The 15,775-nt window shown below is 58.5% G+C and carries 12 protein-coding genes; 5 read left to right on the forward strand and 7 right to left on the reverse strand.

Annotation, left to right across the window (positions count from 1 at the left end; all coding sequences use genetic code 11):
• Positions 1-230 precede the first annotated feature (230 nt).
• The 3 genes from ACZ9J7_RS15870 to ACZ9J7_RS15880 all read left to right on the forward strand — a co-directional run bounded on the left by ACZ9J7_RS15870 (position 231) and on the right by ACZ9J7_RS15880 (position 4,560).
• Positions 231-1,334 carry a hypothetical protein gene (locus tag ACZ9J7_RS15870; protein ID WP_476210745.1) on the forward strand — a complete coding sequence of 368 codons (1,104 nt, stop codon included), beginning with the start codon at positions 231-233 and terminating at the stop codon, positions 1,332-1,334.
• A gap of 1,017 nt (positions 1,335-2,351) precedes the next feature.
• Positions 2,352-3,743, forward strand: coding sequence for a hypothetical protein (locus tag ACZ9J7_RS15875; RefSeq protein WP_476210746.1), 1,392 nt, complete (start codon positions 2,352-2,354; stop codon positions 3,741-3,743).
• Positions 3,744-4,428: 685 nt separating this feature from the next.
• Positions 4,429-4,560 (forward strand): hypothetical protein, encoded by a 132-nt coding sequence (locus tag ACZ9J7_RS15880; RefSeq protein WP_476210747.1) that lies wholly within the window; start codon positions 4,429-4,431, stop codon positions 4,558-4,560.
• A 111-nt stretch (positions 4,561-4,671) separates the two neighbouring features.
• On the opposite strand, the gene ACZ9J7_RS15885 is transcribed toward ACZ9J7_RS15880, so the two are convergent.
• Together ACZ9J7_RS15885 and istA are read right to left on the reverse strand one after the other, a co-directional pair.
• Positions 4,672-5,421 (reverse strand): ATP-binding protein, encoded by a 750-nt coding sequence (locus ACZ9J7_RS15885; RefSeq protein ID WP_476206829.1) that lies wholly within the window; start codon positions 5,419-5,421, stop codon positions 4,672-4,674.
• A complete protein-coding gene (istA, locus tag ACZ9J7_RS15890; RefSeq protein ID WP_476206828.1) occupies positions 5,418-6,971 on the reverse strand; it encodes an IS21 family transposase in 1,554 nt (517 codons plus the stop codon). Before istA ends, ACZ9J7_RS15885 begins: the two co-directional genes overlap by 4 nt.
• Before the next feature lie 132 nt (positions 6,972-7,103).
• On the opposite strand from istA, the gene ACZ9J7_RS15895 reads away from it, so the two are divergent.
• Positions 7,104-7,787, forward strand: coding sequence for a hypothetical protein (locus tag ACZ9J7_RS15895; protein WP_476210749.1), 684 nt, complete (start codon positions 7,104-7,106; stop codon positions 7,785-7,787).
• Between the two features lie 280 nt (positions 7,788-8,067).
• On the forward strand, positions 8,068-8,814 hold the full coding sequence (locus ACZ9J7_RS15900; RefSeq protein ID WP_476210750.1) for a hypothetical protein: 747 nt from the start codon (positions 8,068-8,070) through the stop codon (positions 8,812-8,814).
• A gap of 356 nt (positions 8,815-9,170) precedes the next feature.
• Here ACZ9J7_RS15900 and ACZ9J7_RS15905 read toward each other — a convergent pair whose 3' ends face one another.
• The 5 genes from ACZ9J7_RS15905 to ACZ9J7_RS15925 all read right to left on the reverse strand — a co-directional run bounded on the left by ACZ9J7_RS15905 (position 9,171) and on the right by ACZ9J7_RS15925 (position 15,678).
• The gene (locus ACZ9J7_RS15905; protein ID WP_476210752.1) at positions 9,171-9,677 is read right to left on the reverse strand and encodes a Pycsar system effector family protein; all 507 of its coding nucleotides are present in this window, start codon (positions 9,675-9,677) and stop codon (positions 9,171-9,173) included.
• Complete coding sequence (locus tag ACZ9J7_RS15910; RefSeq protein ID WP_476210754.1) at positions 9,674-10,399, reverse strand: adenylate/guanylate cyclase domain-containing protein; 726 nt, start codon at positions 10,397-10,399, stop codon at positions 9,674-9,676. The genes ACZ9J7_RS15905 and ACZ9J7_RS15910 overlap by 4 nt, the downstream gene beginning before the upstream one ends.
• Positions 10,400-10,474: 75 nt before the next feature.
• Positions 10,475-11,188, reverse strand: coding sequence for an adenylate/guanylate cyclase domain-containing protein (locus ACZ9J7_RS15915; RefSeq protein ID WP_476210755.1), 714 nt, complete (start codon positions 11,186-11,188; stop codon positions 10,475-10,477).
• A 550-nt stretch (positions 11,189-11,738) separates the two neighbouring features.
• Positions 11,739-14,321 carry a UvrD-helicase domain-containing protein gene (locus tag ACZ9J7_RS15920; protein WP_476210756.1) on the reverse strand — a complete coding sequence of 861 codons (2,583 nt, stop codon included), beginning with the start codon at positions 14,319-14,321 and terminating at the stop codon, positions 11,739-11,741.
• A gap of 388 nt (positions 14,322-14,709) precedes the next feature.
• Complete coding sequence (locus tag ACZ9J7_RS15925; RefSeq protein ID WP_476210757.1) at positions 14,710-15,678, reverse strand: nuclease-related domain-containing protein; 969 nt, start codon at positions 15,676-15,678, stop codon at positions 14,710-14,712.
• Positions 15,679-15,775 lie beyond the last annotated feature (97 nt).

Here is a 15,775-nt window from a genome sequence, read left to right on the forward strand (position 1 = left end):
TACCTGACGCCATATGTTCGATGATCCGAATTCGGTTTTTCGGCGACGACAGCTGCAGAGGTTATTGACGCTGTTGTTAGCGGTCTTGCGAAAGGACTAGCCGCGGATCCTGTTCCTTGGAGCGGTGTTTCTAAGCCTTGGCATGCCGCAAACTGAAAGTAGCGCTGACTAGGGCGAATCGGCTCCGTAGAGAGGTGGCTTGGGGTGTGGCTGAAAGTTTATCGGTGCCCATGACTGTTGTGATCCTCGATACCAATGCTCTTCCGCACGGGCACTACAACGAACGCGTCCTGAACAACCTGATCAAGGTCGCGAGCTGCGGGGCGTCGATTGTTGTCCCCGAAGTCGTCGTATGGGAGTGGGCAGAGCACGCTCTCCTGGCTCAGGAGTCGCTCGCGGAGATGTTGACGAGCCATCGCGTCGACGCCGCGGTCGTCACTCCTCTCCAGAAGCCCGAGATTCCCGCGATTGACGCGCTGATCGCCAGGATTGAGGCTCTGCTGGTTGGCCGGGCTACCGTATGGTCGCCTCCCGCAGAGACGTGGCGCGATGCCCTGAGGCAGCAAGTGCTCCAGATCGGCACCGGGGAGCGCAAGGCGGGCACTAAGACCGGGGCCGCCGATGCCGTGGTGCTCGCGTGCGTCGAGCACAATCTCGACAACGCGGAGGGCGCAGTCGTACTGGTGACGAGCGACGACGGGCTACGAGCCGCATGCAGGGCGCAGTGCGGAGACGCCCTGGTCGCGAAGGGCGTGGGCCAGCTGCTGCCGCAGCTGAACAAGTTCGAGCCTGCCGAAGAGGATCTCGCTCTGAGCGCTGAGGAGCAGTTGCCAGTCTTCTTGAACGAAGAGATCGCCGACCAAGGCCAGGCCATGGCGTTCGACGACCTAGGCGTCGAGTTCCAGTCGGGCACCATGCGTCTCGCGGTCGACACGTCTCCGCGCTTGTCGGCGGTCCTGCTCTCGAAAGTCGAGATCGCCGAGATCCACGACTTCAGGATCGCCCGCGACGATAGGAACCGCTACGGGCTCGCGGACCTTCGGATCTTCGGGGATATCTCGATCGTGGTCGTCGAGCAGCTCGAGATCGCGCCGGTTCAGTACGCGCCGGTGCCAGAGGTCGTACCCATGTCGATGGCGCACATCGACGTCACGGTTGCGATCAGGTGGAACCACAACTGGCAGCTCGAAGGGATCGAGCCGACAGGTGTCGCTGTCGTCGTGCCCCCGTACGAAGCGTTCGACGACGAGGACGCCTACGAGTTCGAGATTCCTGAGTTCCGGGCGAAGGCGACGAGGGTCCCGGGGCAGAGCGAAGAGGGCGGCACCCAGTAGAGTAGCGGCCGATGGGTGGCCAAGCGGCCGTAGCTGGCGACGGGCTGCCTTACAGCCACATGCATTCAACAGGGTCCCTCTGGACGCCCTTGTGTCCCGCCCAGCCCTTGCCGACAGGGTGGGCCGCGGCTCGACGATCGGACTGATGACGTCGCTGAGTGGCCAGGTCAAGCTCCTGCCAGTGCGCTTCCACGTCGTCGGCACCGGCCAACTCCAGTGCCAACGGGTTGGCGGCCGTCAATGACTCCAGCCGGCGCTGTCGCGGCGATAACGTGGCGAGCGGCGCTGCTGCTCGAACAGGAGCTCGAGGTTCTTTTCCTTCCACGCCCGCTCGCGCACAGCTAAGGCCTTTCATCTATTGTGTTGACAAAGCTCGACTTTTCGAAGGCCTAAGAGCGGGAACCGATCAACGGTGATCCTCACCGTCTTCCTGACGTTCTTCGCCACCGCGGCCTTCCTGACCATCGCCAACCGGTTCGTTTACTAAGCTGGATGGTCTGACTGTAGAGGGTCAGATCCAGGACATGTGCGACTTGGTGGCGGGTTGCGGCAAGAAACCTGGACCTGGTGAGTGCCGAATTTGTCGGGACCATGAGGAACAGCGCTCCTTTGTAGGGTCCGGCCGTAGGTTTGAGTTACTAATGAGGCCAGGATTGGATGTGTGCATTGCCCACACTTTTTCTTCTGGATTGACTCTTACTGCCTTTATTCCTCATGTTTTCGCGGCCCTGCTGTCGGCAAAGACTGGAAGGTAGCAGATTGCGACAGTTTTGGTTGCACAAGGAAGAGCTTCGCGTGCGGCAATAAGACTGACACGCGACGGGTGAGTCGGCCTCCAATATTGGGACAGCTGGAGGCGCTGGGCTAGGCTTCAGCCAGACGGCAGTGATGCCGCATGCCGTTATTAGGGGAAATTTCGTAGTCGAGAGAGTGCTTGTGGAAGAGCAAGAGACCCACCGGCGCCTACGCCGTCAGTCGCGGGGTAGACGCTGGCCATGGCGCGATGGAAACGAAGTCATGAGCATGGAGCGCTTCCTTGCAAGATACGACAAGATAAATGCCGCTATCTTGGTCGCAACACAATTGACTGAACGCCCAAGTATTGATGACCGAGTAACAAACATACTGCCCAACATCATCGAGCTGACCGTCCGATCGGTTGCAGTGCACCGGCTCTACTTCTTCGTCGATAGAGCGATTCCTAGTCGACTCCAGACGCAAGTCCTAGAACCGGAAAAACGCACAATCTATCATGGCGAGCTGGTTGGAACCGCTCCAGGCTGGATACACGAAACGGGCGTCCACGAGATCGTTGTCCGTCCGCTAGGGCCGTCTTCGGGCACACTGGCTAGTCTATATGTAGACATCGTCGAGAGCGACGAATCGACATTATTGAGGCTACGACTTATTGAAGCGCTTTACGCGTCCTACGTCCAAAGCATCTATGAGCGAAAAAGTATTTTGCAAATTGCCTCCGCAATGGCAAAGGTTGGCTCAGCAAAGTCTCGATGTGCGCCTCACGGAACCGTCTTAAGCATCGCGGTAGGAGCGCTTTGGTCGGCGCTGAAGCCAGACTCGGCATACTTCGTTTCAATCGACGAAGAGTTCGCATTCCCTTCCTACGTCGAGGTGGCGCATAACGGACGAAGTTTATGGATGAAACGCTCCCAACCATCCAAAATGTCCGACCCTCTTAACGCTGCAATCAGGCGAGGTCATCCCTTCTACTGGGATAGATCGTCTGACATACAAGCCGTGATCCCCGAACTGGATCAAGACTCAAACTGTCTGATAATGCCTGTAACGTATAAACATGTTGTGGTCGGATTTTTTCTCATCGTAACTTTGTCGAGCCGACCTACATTATCACAAAACCCTCTACCCTTATTAGCGAAGTATTCCGATCAGGTTGCTGAGGAAGCACGTTTTCTATTTCAAAGGAGATTTAACAAAATGATCATCGACCCTATTTTCAAATCACGCAACACTCGCCTCGTTCCAATGCAGTGTTGCATTCTCATGCCGTTCACAGAGGAGTGGTCTGATCGAATTTGGAATAAAGTCATTAATCCGACTTTAGTGGGCCTCGGAGTAAATGGGCTGCGCGCCGATGATCTCTACGGCCACGACGTTATGGAAGATATCTGGGAAATGATCAATGCTTCCGAGTTTGTAATTGCTGACATTACCGGGAGAAACGCCAACGTCTTCTACGAGTTGGGCATCGCCCATACTTTGGGTAAAAAGGTCATACTCTTAACCCAAGATACCAAGGATATTCCTTTCGACCTCAACAGGTATCGTCACATCATTTATCAAGACAATCTAGACGGCGCCGATACCTTACGTAAGGGCCTGATCCAGAAGCTGTCCGAGATGGTGAAGAGCTCCGCTGGGGCCCTCCGGTAACAAGCGGACTGGGAGGGGTAAGGTGCAGGAAATCGGTCTTCACTCAACCATTTCCGGTGCCGCGCTCAGAGTACCGATAATAGACGTTCCGTCGCCTGTATCGCCTCCAAACTAAATTCGACGTTCCTCTCCCTCAAGATCTCCCGGCGGGACTAGGTGCCGAAATATGGCCAAAAAGAGGTGTGGACAATGTCCGCACTCTGGTGCGCGGATCGGGTGTTATCGCTTTCGAACTGCTTCGGATCCAGGACGGTTTCGCGGCTTCCCTGTGTCTTCAGGGGGTGGAATGTGGTTCGAGTCCCACCTCGGGCACAGTGTTTTCGCAGGTCAGGTAGTCTTTAGACGCTCTACTGTTGACAAAGCTTGACTTTTCGGAATTCGCCGTGGCGGAGAGGCTCTGTCTCTCTGGTAATGAGATCTGGATGACGCAGCATCCCTGCACCGATCTGGCTAGGTCTCTCCACTAGGCTCACCCGAGTCCCTGGCCGGGCGAGAGGTGGAACACGGTTTGGGCGTCCGCCGCCCGGTGGGCCTCTCCCGCTCGGGCTTGAGGGCGACTTGCGGCATGCACTCGGGGCCAGTGTTGGGTGCTGTTCTTTGACGAGGCGACAATCTATGGCAGTCCCCAATGTGTCGTCAATGAGTGGTCCGAGGGCTGTCGGGGCTACCTGAGACAATTGAGCCCATGAATCCTGACGACTGGGCCGCACTGGTTAAGAAAATCACCGATTCGCTTGATTCGCCTAACTGGGCTGAGCAGGGGGCATTCTGGCTATCCCTTGCGACTTTGGTGATCGCTGGTGCCGCTGCATGGTGAGTATTTGAAGCTTTGAGCGCCACCTGTTCGTGCGGTTCAGCGCCGGGGTTCGTGCGGGAGAGCGCCAGCGGTCGCGTGGCCTGGCACCGCTGACGCCCTCCTTGACGGTTGCTAGGCGGTTACGAGTGCCGTGTGCTCGCGCATGTTGTAGCTGCCTGTCTCGACCCAGATCGTGTTGTGGATGATCCGGTCCATGATCGCATCGGCGTGAACCCCGGAGCCGAGCCGCTGGTGCCAGTCCTTCTGCGAGTACTGGGTGCAGAACACTGTTGACGTCTCACCGTAGCGGCGTTCCATCAGTTCCAGCAGCATGGTGCGCATCGATTCCGTGGGTCGATCCAGCAGCCACTCATCAATGACCAGCAGGGTAAACGCCGCATATTTACGCAGGAATTTGCCGGATCCGCCAGGGGTGTCTTGGGCGGCGACCCAGGCTTCCTCGAGGTCGGGCATGCGGACGTAATGCGCGCGGATGCGGTGTTCGCATGCTCGTTTAGCAATCGCGCATCCCAGGTAGGACTTCCCCGACCCGGTGAACCCTTGGAAGACAACGTTTTGCTGCCGGGCCACGAACGAGCAGGTGCCGAGCTGGCTCAGCAGCGGCCGGTCAAGACCTCGCTCGTCAAGGAGGTCGATGCGGCGCAAGTCAGCGTTCGGGTAGCGCAGCCCCGCTCGCCGGATCAGGCCGCTGACTTTGGCATGGGTGAACGAGGCGTAGGCGTCATCGACGACCAGCCGGAGACGATCTTCGAACGGCAGGCTAATGCTCAGCGTCTCATCTTGGGTATCGATGGCCTCCAGCAGCTCGCCCGCGTTCATCTCCCGCAGCTTGCGTTTGGTTTCCGTGTCCAGGCGGCTCATCGGGTCCCTCCTGCGTAGTAGGAGCTGCCGCGCACGTATCCGCCATCTTCGTCATCAGGGTCCTCGACGTGCCCGGTTTTGTCTTGCCCGGTGTCCAGGATCGGCCGCAGGTGGGCGTAACGGGGCGATCGTATCGGCCCGCGCAACGCGAGCTGGCATGCGGCTTCGACCCGGGCTGGTGAGAACCTGCGAGACAGGCGCAGGACCGCCAGGGCCGGGTCGTAGCCGGCTTCCTCGATGCGGACGGACTGGAAGATCTTCTCGATCACGGTCCCGGTCGCCGGTCCCATCCGTAAGGCCCAGGCGTCGATCCGGGCCCGGTCCCAGGCTTGCCAGCTGTGCCCCTCAGGAAGGTCGGCTTCGTTCGTCCGATACTGGTTCGTCATCGTCACGGGCAGCAGCAGGTGGCTGGTCAGGCGCTCATCACCCCGATAGATCTCGAGCATGGTGTCCGTGACGCGAAGATCAACATGCGCGCCGATGTGGGTGAACGGGACTGAGTAGAAGTTCTTTGCCCAGACCACGTGTCCGTTCCGGCCTACTTTGCGCCCATAGGTCCAGGTGCTGATCTCGAACGTCACCGCCGGCAACGGTTGCAGCAGCGGCTTCTCCTCGGCCGTGAACACGCTCAACCGGGAGCCCTCCCGCTTCTGGAACGGCTCTCGGTTGTAGGCATCGATCTGCTCCCGAATCCGGGCCCGCAGCTGCACCAGGCTGGCGAACTGCTCCTGCCTCAGACCCGCAATCACCCAGGTGGCGATGTGCGAGACAGTGTTTTCGACGCTCGCTTTGTCTTTCGGGTGCCGCACCCGGCCAGGTAGTACCGCCGCCGAATAATGCGCCGCCAACTCCCGGTAGGCGTCGTTGAGGACGACTTCGCCCTCGCGCGGGTGAGAGATCACCCCGGTCTTCAGGTTGTCCGGGACGAGCCGCGGGACCGTGCCGCCGAAGAATGCGAACATCGCCGCATGCGCCCGCAGCCACGACTCCTGCCGCATATCCAACGTCGCCTCCACGAACGCATACCTGCTGAACGGCAGGCAGGCGACGAACAGATACACCTTCGAGATCTCTCCCGTTGCCGGGTCAACGAGCTGCAGCGTAGGCCCTGACCAGTCGACCTCGACGCTGCGGCCGGCCTTATGGCCGACCCGGGACGACGCGCCAGTGACATTCGCGTAATCGCCATAAAGCCTGCAGAACCGGTCATAACTCATCGCCGCCTGCCCGGCCCGACTGCACCCGTCGAGATACTCCTGATGCAACAGCTTCAACGTCACCCCGACCCTTGCCAGCTCACGGTGCACCTGAATCCAGTCCGGTTGCGCGAACACGCTCTCCCGCACCCCGCGACCGGGAAACAGCGTCAGATACACCTCGCCCTCAGATTTCTCCGCAACGTCGTCCCAACCGAGCCCGAGCTGATCCGCAGCGTCGATCACCGCCTGAATGCTGTGCCTCGACATGCCCTGAGCAAGCGAGATCGCTCTGCCGGACAGGCCCTGATTGCGCAACTGCAAGACGAGCTTCGCCCTGATCTTCCGTACCATTACCGGTACTCCTTCCACCACGTGGCCGTCACGCGGTGGAAGGAGCCTTACAGGTGGCGCTCAACCACACCAACACCGGCGCCGACCAGCGCAAATCGTGGGATCGGACCCTGGCGCTAACCCGCACCACACATGGACCCCTCAAGAGCGAATATTCATGCATGGGTCGGATATGGACAACTGGGCGAGGCGAAAGAGGCTCGTAGACAGGCGCTAAAGCTAGAGCGCGAGAAAGCTCAGCCGTACGTTGTCGCCTTCATGACGGAGTCTGGGATCGGCCCAGAAGCTATCGACTTAGTAGTGCGCAACTATGGGCAAACCGCAGCAAAGAAGGTCCGCATGGTCTTCCAACCGACACTGACGCGAGCTCGCGACAATGGAGAGATTTTCCTTCCAGATGAGATACCCCTTCTCGCTCCTGGGCAAGAGTGGCGCACTCTGTTCGATTTCAGCCGAGGTCGTGTAACGAACAAAGAGATCCCGTCGCGTTACGAGGGAGCTGTCTACTATGAAGGCCTGAATGGCGAGAAACTCAACTCACCTTGCGTTCTGGACTGGGCCGCTTACAAAGACAAGATGTGGGTTAGGGTTCATGGCCTTCATGAGCTGGCTCAAGCAGCGAGTGACATGCGTGATCAGATGAAGAAATGGACTGAAGGTATCAACGACGGGCTGAGTGTTGTCGTCAGGAGCGGTGAGAAGAAGGACGAAGAGATGCGGGAGTGGTTTGAAGAGAGGCAGCACGAAGCAAAGCTGGACGACTCGAACCCATCGCACCGCGCTGTTGGCAGTGCCCAAACGGCTGATACAGACTGACCTCGTTGCTCCTCTTGTGAAGAGTATTCAAGCGAGCAAAAGGGGAACCTGGAAGGTCTATATTTCCGCAGTTGTCGAACTGACTCGATGACCACAGACAAAGGAGGCACGGAGTCCACCGGCGGGGGAGCTAGCTCGATCGAAAGCCGGGGGAGTGACCCCCTCTGCTCCTTCGGCCCCGTGGCAGGCTTCTCTCTGAACCCATCCACTGTCGACGAACTGCGCTGGTACAACTACCTGAATCCCGAGGATCATGCTTTGAGCTTGCTAGAGTCCGAGAGTGACGACTGACTTCACCGCTGAAGCGGAAAAGCTGACGGAGGTATGTCGGGGAATCTTCGGTAACGAGGCCAAATGGATCACAGCCGATGGCTACCCCCACAGCCTGGCACTATGCATCATCGACTCCATCTACTCCACGGGCTCTCATTACAACAGCGTCATCAACGTCGTGAACCGGTACCGGGCGCACCGTGCAGCCGAGGGCGGCGACGCCGACCAGGATGGCACGACAGAGCTCCTGAAGACCTTCGAGGACTGCCACGACGAAGCGGCTGTTTGGGCTAATGAGGTGGCAGACAACCGTAAGCCGGCACACACCCAAAAGAACGCCCCGTTGAAGGCTGAGGTGATCCGGCAGGCCGCTGCAAATCTTCACAAGCTGGGGTATCGGACACAGGCTGATCTGCATCGGGTCTACGACTCAGATGAGCACCTGAGCGAGCTCAAGGACGCCTGGCTGCGTCTGCCGAGCCAGCGCTCCGGCGTCACCTACAACTATCTGCTCATACTGGCGGGCTTCCAGTCCGTGAAGCCTGACCGCATGGTCATCAGGTTCATCAAGGAGCATGCAGAGTTGGGCGAGCGGGACCTGAGCAGGTCTGACGCTGCAGCCCTCATTAGGCAGGTCGCCGAACGCTACCCCACCGAAGCCAGAAGGCTGGACCATGTAATTTGGCGGTATGTGTCGGGCCGGGAGGTCTTCCGAGGTGAAGATGTGATTTCGTCCCCGCTGTCACCAAACTAGCGAGAAGGCGCGTGTATGCGCCTTTTAGCGTGTTGAATGGCGCAGTTCTCCTTAGCCATTTCGCCTCCGTGCTAGTCCGCAGCGTAGCGAGCAGTGGGCCGCAATAATATTTGCTTCAAGTCTTCCCAAGGCCTTGACCCAAGTTATGCTCCCGGTGTAGGTGCGGTGAAACGAACAGGGTCGTCCCGAATTGGGGTTTCTAAAGAATGCTGCAAGGCGCGTGGATTTCAATGAGCGCAAGCGCCGAGCAACGACTAAATATTATGAGCCGAAGACAACTCTCAAATTCATGCTGCACATCCTTTTAATTTCCGCCCTAGTGTCCATAAATAGGGGTAAATACGGCAGAAGCTACGTCAGGAAAACCTGATCACGAGTGCAGCGAGAACAATACTGACACCGCCAGCACACCCGGCAAACATCGAGAGTTGAACCCACCGATGCTTCTGCCATGCGATATCAGCCATGACGACAATCTGACGGCTAATAACTGGCAGAAGCTCCCGGTCTTTGAGCGCAACCGCCAGCTCATCAGGTTCCCAGTGCTGAGCATGGCCGAAGTAGATGAAGTTTTCAGGCGCCGTGCTCTTCACCGTGTCGGACTTGAGCCTAGGGATAACTACGGTGACTGCGAAGACTGCTCCAACCAAGATGAGAGCCAATCCGATCCCGTAGAACCACCCTGCAGCCGGGTCGCTGAGATCTCCGAATATCCGGCCTTTTGCGCTCAGGGCCACGGTCGAGACGATTGCTGCTGACTCAAGAGCGAACGCAAAGGAAGCTTTAGCATCCACCTTGCCGGTCCAGTCCACTTGAGCCGCATGAATCTTCCAGGCGTTGTCAATGGCATCTTTATCAGTCATGAGATCTTTATGTGGTGACTGGACTTGTAGTACTTGTAGTTGCTCCCACCCATTTTGAAGTCATAGGGACCTAGCCACACATCATTACCCTTGGAGTCCTTGTACAGAGCATTGTCGAGCGCCTTGAACGTGCCAGCCCCGATAAAGGTCCGGTAGTCGCCGTCTCTTTCATCGCTAAGCTTGGCCGCCAGGTTGGGACCAACGCCAATTGATACCAAGTCGCTGTTATTTCGTATCCCTGCGCGAACCATCAGGGTAGGGCCGATGGCTATGCCAGAAGCATGCCTGAGATGCCATCCCGCCGCTTTGAGTGAAGGGAACGTAGTTTGAATGGCAGGATCAAGCATGTTCGTCACGGCATAGTTCAGACGTAATGCCGCTCGTGCCGCGCGCGTTGGAGCTGAGTCGCCGCTGAACACGCCCATCACTCTGTCACCGTCGAAGCTACGGATGTGGCCATCTTCGTTGCGGATAGCACGCACACAAGCCTTCAAGTAGGAGGTGATGACACTCGCAACTTCTTCTTTACTTTTCGCAGCGGCAACCAAACCGGACGAGTCTGCCATATCGGCGTAGAAGAATGTCGCGTTGATCTTCTTTCCCTCTGAATAGCCCATCTCGTCAGGGTCGGGTACTTCAGTTTTTGAGGCTCCCCACGTCGTTGTGGTCCACGCCTTATTCAGGTCTTCTACTGCGCCGTCGATGTCTTCCTTGAGCGTCAAGGATTTGCCCCCTTTTTTGCATATAGTTTGTTGGTTCAAGTCTACGGGCCGGATCTGAGGGACTGGCGGCTGTAGTTACGGGGTTGTACGGTCATTCGTCGCCTTATAGATGTTGAAGGCTCCGCCGACGGTCATGTTCTTAGTATCGGACCAACGGTTCACGCCGAAGAAGTTGTTTGCCGCGTCTCCGGTGAAATTCAACCAAGTCCTATAGCAGGCGAATGTCCGCCCATCTTGATTACGGAGGTCGCTGAGTTTTGCTGCCAAGTTGGGAGCAGACCCAATGGAAGCGATGTCGTTGTGGTTACGGACTCCGCCGCGTATCAGTAGTGCCTCTCCGGTAGCAATGCCGGTCGCATGCTTGATCACGATGGGCTCCTTTGGCCACTTCACCCACCGTTGCGCCTTGTCGCTGATGATTTCTTGAACCACCCAGTTCAGCTTGAGGGCAGTTCTGGCGGCTCGCGTCTCTTTTTCGGGACCGTGGTAAATGCCCATAACCCTGTCACCATCGAAGCTCTTAATATGACCACCATGCTCCTTGATAAGGGCACTAGCGCAAAACAGGAAAGACTTGATGATCTTGGCGGCATCCATTGGCGACAGCATTTGACCGAAGTCTGAGGACTTGGCAAGGTCGGCATAGAGGTAGGTTGCCTCCAACTTGACGCCTGCATTGATGCCTAGACCGATAGATTCCGTGTCTGGAACAGTGCGCCCGTCCTGGATTCGCCAATCTCCAACCATCATCGAATTGACGTTGGATTCCATGATGTCTCTGACCGACATGCTTCCCCCTAGGCTCAGTTTCTATAAGACTACTGACTGGGGCTGACAGTCCTTCCAGGCCGAACACGAAGGAAGCCGCTTCCAGTCGGTGGCGCCGGGTAGAACGCTTCTACTCGTCTACAGCGGTTATAGTGAGCCGCAGGTAAGAGGGTACGGCACGGGGCGAATACCCGATCATGTCGGATGAGTCAGCTTTGAAATGTTCTTGTCCCGGTGGGTTCGAGCCTTCGTTGTCAGATGCGGTGCCGGGGACAGAGGGATGAATGTGCCACTTGATTCAGGACCGTCTGGCAGTGGATGAGAGAGGGCGATTTGGTGTCGTACGAACTCCGCCACTCCCGTCACTGGATTCCTTAGAGATATGTCATGCGTCGCGCTTGCCGTCAGCGCCCAGATTGTGGCGGTGGGTCCTCACATTTCGAGCGGGGAAATCCGCGGACCGCTACTCCCTTCTGATAAGTGCGCGGCCTGTTTCAATGGGTCGTCGGCCGGGCTCATCGCTCGGGTGCTAACAGAAGTCCTTCGTTGATTTTCGGTAGTTTCTTGAGCTTTAGGAGTTCCGAGGTTGGCTTGGGGGTTTTTGGCGTGTTTGTGTCCCTCTGGTGTTGGCGATTTTTTGGGTGTAGGTCGCGGTGTTCATGGTTGCTGTGCAGGCGGGGTATTGACTGCAGCCGTAGAAGGCGCCGTATTTGCCGGAGCGTTGGGTCATGAATCCGTTGCCGCAGATAGGGCAGATAACCGTTTGTATTGTTTGTCCGGTTTGGTTTTGCACGGTCAGGCCGTGATCCCGCACCAATTCCTGGATGAAGGGGGATTCCTGGCCCTCAACGGTGAGGAGCAACACTGAGCGTCTGGCACGGGTCAGGGCGACGTAAAAGAGGCGCCGTTCCTCGGCCAGGGGAAAAGTGTCGCCGTCGGGCATCGCGAGTTCGAGTACGGGGTCATCGATGATGGTGCTGGGGAACCCGTATCTGCCTTTGGTCATTCCAAGGATCACGATGTAGTCAGCTTCGAGACCTTTTGCGCCGTGGACCGTGTTGATCTGTATATTCAGGTGATCCCACCCGTTTCCGTAGCCAGCGGGGATGCTGTTGAGCAGGTGACGGTATCGGGCGAGGATACGGACCTGAACTTTGCCTTCGGCCCCGGCCGGCACGGCACCGGCGCGCACCTCGCGGTTCAGTTGTTCCAAATAGGTGTTCACGGCGCCGGCGAACCTATCTGCATTGTTGGCGAACCGGTTGGTGTTGCTGACGCCGATGATTCTGACCGGAGTTCCGATTTCCGGGGTCAGGGATTTGATTTTTTTAGGGAGTTGTTGGGGATTTTTTTGAATGAAGGTGCTGGAGATGTCACTGATGCTTTGCGGGGACCGGAAGGTTCGCTCCAGGCGCAGGGTCTGACCGGGGCCGAACCAGCGGTGAAAGTCCGTCATAACGGACAGGTCCGCGCCGGCGAATCTGTTGATGCTTTGCCAGTCGTCGCCGACCGCGAACAGGTACCTGTCGGAATGATTGACCAGGGCCCGGACCAGTCGTGCCCGGGCGTGGCTGGCGTCTTGCATTTCATCGACCATGACCAGTTCGTATCCGCTGTCCCACCGGCCGGCTTCGACATGGTCGGCGGCGTGGTTGAGCATGTCCTCGAAATCGATGTAGTTCTCCGCCGCGAGTTCCTGCTCCCATTTGTTCCGGATTGACGCGAACAGGGTCAGGAAGATCGAGTGCCGGAACCGGTTCCGGAGTCCGGGCCGGGATTTCAGATTGTCCCGGAGGGCGGCGTCGCCGAGGCGGTTGCTTTTCGCGTGGATCAGGAAGGTCCGGAACGTCCGCACGAGATCCGCGTTCTCGATCACCTGGCGCCCGGGGACGGGCCGGTCCGGGTTGGGGTCGAGGGTGAGGCCGCGGTCGGTGAGTTCCCTTTCCAGGTAGCTGAACGCAGTTCCGTCCCATGTTCCTGCCGTGGTGGTCTCCAGCAAGGTGGTCCCGTACTGCTGGTGGGTTGCACGCTTCCAAGTGACCCCGTCGAGGTACCCTTCGAATCCGGTGCGGGGCGTCCGGCCGTGTGCGTCCAAGGCGAAGTGCTCGTGGTAGGCATCAATGTCGGGGTAGTAGAAGTCTGGGCAGTATTGTCGGTGTTCAGCGTCGGTGGTGTCGTGCTCGTACCGTGCTTCATATTTGTATTGGACCCCGTTGTAGAACAGCCAGTCGGCAATCATCCGTTCGCCGTGGCTTTTGACGGTTTCGCCCTGCAGGGTCCGAAGCGCCGGGGCGTTCGTTGCGGTCTCCCAGAGGTCTGGATCGTCCTGTTCCTGCCCGAATTCGGGCAAGTCGCTGCCGAGAACGATGCGGAAAAGGTCCCACAATGTTCGGAACCCGGGATCGGTATCCCTGAGCCCGTCCACCAGGCGCATCAAGTGTTCGTGGTCCTGTCCATTCTCCAGCCACGGGGCCAGGGCAGGTTTACGCCCGGTGGCCTTCCCAATGACTTCCAGTCCGAATGCGTGGAAGGTGCGGGCGGCGACCTGGCCACCGTCGAGGTCCAGGGGCTGCAGGCGGTCCTTGATCCGTTGTTTGAGTTCTTCGGCGGCGTCTTTGTTGAAGGCCAGCAGCAGGATTTTCTCCGCCGGTACAAGGTTTCGGTGCAGGGCGTAGGCGGTTTTGGCGACCATGGTGGAGGTCTTCCCGGAACCGGCGGAGGCAATGACCTGCACGCGGTTGTCGAAACAGATCACGGCGTGGGCCTGCTCCCGGGTCAAAGGTGAACGCTCAACCCGGTCAAAAAAGTCAGCACGGGATTCCAGCTCGGAACCCATGTAATCTGCGTTCAACCCTGCAATGTACTGTTCGAGGTCAGTGCTCCACAACCGGATTGCTTTCTGGGCAGTGTTGTCGAGAGCGGCAATGTGGCCGCCCAGGAGCGGTTCGCGCAGGAGCTTCCCGAGCCTTTCCCCGGGTTTCGTTTCTTCCCACCGCAGGCGAAAGTCCCGGCTAAGCCATCGCCGTCCCGCCGCAGAGGGAAGGGCTGCATCGAAGAACCCTGCCGCCCAGGCCTTCACCTCAGCGACACCCAGCAGCAGTTCGATGGCCCTCCCGAGTTCACGGGCGGATCGGGAGGGAATACCGCGCAGCACGATGCTTCGCCCCTGACAAGGCACTACGAGCCTGGACCACAACACGCCTGGCAGCACTATCGGCGATGTCAGTGCCTCCATGCCGACAGCAAACGATGCTCCGTCGGCGCGGACAGTCAGACCGTCATCACCGAGGGTAAGCTGCCAACTGCCGGAACCGGTGACAAGCTTCCCGAACCCCGACGGTCCCCACGTCGTCAACATCCGCCCCGCCCTCCCGGTAGTGTCGTGGCTTGTCCAGCTGAGAAGAGAAGAACCGGGTTAAAAAGAGCAGCAGCTGGGCCAACAAATATCAAAAAGCGTTCGCCACCAAGTATGGCAGCGCTATGGCACCTACCTGTCCGGGCAGTAAGTAGGGTGTCGGTGGCGGGCGCCCTCGACAGGGACGTCATAAGGATTTGAACCGCGAAGCTACCGACTCACGGACGGCGGCGACGTCGACGTCGCCGCCGATGTCTTCTGTAAGCAGTTTCGCCAGCCTTTTCGGCCAGACAATGTGGATGCCACGCGTCGTGAAGGCACCCCCGATCAGGGGCCAGTCAGCATCAACGAGACACAGCACCCCGGTGACCGGCACATCCCCGACGTGCTCGCGTATGTGTCCGACTTGTTTGAGTACTCCATCGATCAGTTTCGTGCAGTCCCGCCGGCCTACGAGGAGCTTCTCGACACGTGGTCGGAGGATGCCGCCCTCGATCTTCAGCTCGGGTCGCCCCTTGTACCGCTTGGCGTCGATCACCCAGATTCCACCGCGAGTGATCGTGATGTGGTCGATGTTCGCCTTTGAGCCAGGGATACGGCGGTCGTGGAGAACTGCGATGTCATTGGTGACCAGGGCATCTAGCCGGGCGCCGAGGCGTTCCTCACCGACCGCGCCTCGATCCCACGCTTTGGTGCTTTGCCGCTCGTCAGCGAGGGCCACTGCGATGCCACCGAAGCGGCCCCATTTCTCACGGAGCCTTGCCTCATCCTTGGCCTTGCGGCGCTCATATTCACGTCGTGCGGACGACCCGGCTACTCCGGACTCATCAGAACGCCGTTCCACATCGGGAGGCATGGTGTTCGTAGCGTCGGTGGCGCACTCCAAACAGCGGACGGTCTTGGTCTCGCTCTCATAGACCGCTTCTGTTCCCTGCGGAAGAGGCGACTCACACGCCCTGCAAACCCCCGCGTACCGAAGTCTCATCTTTTTCACGAGGAGGCGGGGTGGATCACTGGAACGAATCGCCGAGTCAGCTTGTAGATCACGGCCGTCGGGCCGCAGATGCGCGCTGCCATGCCTCATTCTCACCCACGTCAGGAACTTTTTCGGGGCAGGCCGCGCGTCCGCTCGGAAAGACATAGCAAACTGTCCCATTGAGTGATCCAGTATCGGACAGCGTGGATGCGACCGCCCACCGCAGTGAGTTACAGCGCTGGAAGAACGACGTAGACATGTTAGTCAGGGCGACCGC

Source organism: Pseudarthrobacter sp. TE9888 (assembly GCF_056279345.1).

What these genes read in the sequence shown, in the direction of transcription:
- ACZ9J7_RS15870 (WP_476210745.1), top strand. Translation starts at nt 231, where the DNA reads ATGACTGTTGTGATCCTCGATACCAATGCTCTTCCGCACGGGCACTAC.
- ACZ9J7_RS15875 (WP_476210746.1), top strand. Translation starts at nt 2,352, where the DNA reads ATGAGCATGGAGCGCTTCCTTGCAAGATACGACAAGATAAATGCCGCT.
- ACZ9J7_RS15880 (WP_476210747.1), top strand. Translation starts at nt 4,429, where the DNA reads ATGAATCCTGACGACTGGGCCGCACTGGTTAAGAAAATCACCGATTCG.
- ACZ9J7_RS15885 (WP_476206829.1), bottom strand. Translation starts at nt 5,421, where the DNA reads ATGAGCCGCCTGGACACGGAAACCAAACGCAAGCTGCGGGAGATGAAC.
- istA (WP_476206828.1), bottom strand. Translation starts at nt 6,971, where the DNA reads ATGGTACGGAAGATCAGGGCGAAGCTCGTCTTGCAGTTGCGCAATCAG.
- ACZ9J7_RS15895 (WP_476210749.1), top strand. Translation starts at nt 7,104, where the DNA reads ATGGACCCCTCAAGAGCGAATATTCATGCATGGGTCGGATATGGACAA.
- ACZ9J7_RS15905 (WP_476210752.1), bottom strand. Translation starts at nt 9,677, where the DNA reads ATGACTGATAAAGATGCCATTGACAACGCCTGGAAGATTCATGCGGCT.
- ACZ9J7_RS15915 (WP_476210755.1), bottom strand. Translation starts at nt 11,188, where the DNA reads ATGTCGGTCAGAGACATCATGGAATCCAACGTCAATTCGATGATGGTT.
- ACZ9J7_RS15925 (WP_476210757.1), bottom strand. Translation starts at nt 15,678, where the DNA reads ATGGGACAGTTTGCTATGTCTTTCCGAGCGGACGCGCGGCCTGCCCCG.